Here is a 1,531-nt window from a genome sequence, read left to right as displayed (position 1 = left end):
TGAGGGGGATTTGGATCAAGTGGAGAAGTCACTGGCAGAGGGAGTCAATGTCAATGCGGTTATGGATAATGATTTCACGGCTTTGATCTTGGCATCTTCCGGGGGGCACATGGAGATCGTCGAGCGCCTGGTCAACGCCGGGGCGAATCTCAACGCCCGAACCAAGAGAGGTTCCACCTCGCTGTTCGTCGCTGCCCAGGAGGGTCATACCAACATCGTGAAACTCCTGATCAAGGCCGGGGCGGATCTCAACACTCAGACAAAGGGTGGCGGCACCGCACTGTTCATCGCTGTCCAAAAAAATAACACCGACTGCGTGAAACTCCTGATTAACGACGGGGCGAATCTCGACACCGCCTTGTTGGATGGCACCACCCCGCTGTTCTTTGCTGCCCAAAAAAATTACAGCGACTGCGTGAAACTGTTGGTCGAAGCCAAGGCGGATCTTAACGCCCGGACCAAGAATGGCGTCACCCCGCTGCTCATTGCTGCCGGGAAAGGCAATACCGACAGTGTGAAAATCCTGATCGAAGGCGGTGCGGATCTCAACGCCGCCTGTTCGAATGGCGCCACCGCAGTGTTAATGGCTGCCCAGGAAAATAACACCGACTGCGTGGAACTCCTGATTGAAGCCAGGGCAGTTCTCAACACCCGGGCCAAGAACGGCGCTACCGCACTGTTCATGGCTGCCCAAGAAAATAACACCGGGTGCGTGAAAGCCCTTATCAACGCTGGAGTTAATCCCAACACCGCCCTACCGGATGGCGCCACCCCGTTGTTCATCGCAGCCCAGCAGGGCAATACCGAGTGTGTGAAACTCCTGATCAAGGCCAGGGCGAATCTCAACGCCGTCAGGACTACGGATGGCGCCACACCACTCTGCATCGCAATCGCAATAGGCAATACCGACTGCGCGAAAGCCCTGAGCGAGGCCGGGGCAAGGTGGCAACAGAGACAATGAAGGAAACAAAAGAGAGGCGTTATCTTATCCAGAAAACACCGCTTTCAGGTGTTAAGGTGATCGACAAGAAACATTAAAAAGTTGAGATTCTGACAGGGCTGAAAACTTCTCTGGGGCAGTTGAGAACAGTTGAATGCGTAATCTGAGTTATTTTCCTGATCTATCCTTCCCACCCTTCACACCAGAATGCAAGGCTAGAATGATTAAACGCTCACTGTCTACAGTACCTCTGCTATTCATGACATTATCCGTCGTCTCTCAGGCTCAACCGATGACAAGACATTTTGTTGTCGAGATTACAAAGAAATCGTCGTTTAATCCGATGAAACAAAAAGGGCTGGGTCAGGATCACCCGTTTGCAGCCATCATAATGGTGCCTGGCTCTGGGAGTGATCAGCGACAATACCCGCCATCAGATTCAACGGGACAGCAAGCTCAGGGTGCCACCGCCCGCCCTTCAGGCTCTTTCAGCAACTCCTTTAATTCTGTCTCTGCCGGTGGTAGCGGAGGCTCACAGCAACATCTGCATACTTTGGGTTTAGATTGTTTCGTCTTTCCCTGTCATGGCGT

Annotated in this window: 2 protein-coding genes; both read left to right on the top strand. The window is 53.0% G+C overall.

The features are described from left to right. On the top strand, nucleotides 1–961 hold a 961-nt coding region (locus tag KDK17_RS07840; RefSeq protein ID WP_257287777.1), incomplete at its 5' end, for an ankyrin repeat domain-containing protein. A gap of 199 nt (nucleotides 962–1,160) precedes the next feature. After that, on the top strand, nucleotides 1,161–1,531 hold a 371-nt coding region (locus KDK17_RS07835; RefSeq protein ID WP_257287776.1), incomplete at its 3' end, for a hypothetical protein.

Source organism: Endozoicomonas sp. SESOKO2 (assembly GCF_024606245.1).
Classification (GTDB): Bacteria; Pseudomonadota; Gammaproteobacteria; order Pseudomonadales; family Endozoicomonadaceae; genus Endozoicomonas_A.
Note: the sequence above shows the minus strand (reverse complement) of the source record. Positions and strands in the feature narration are given on the sequence as shown.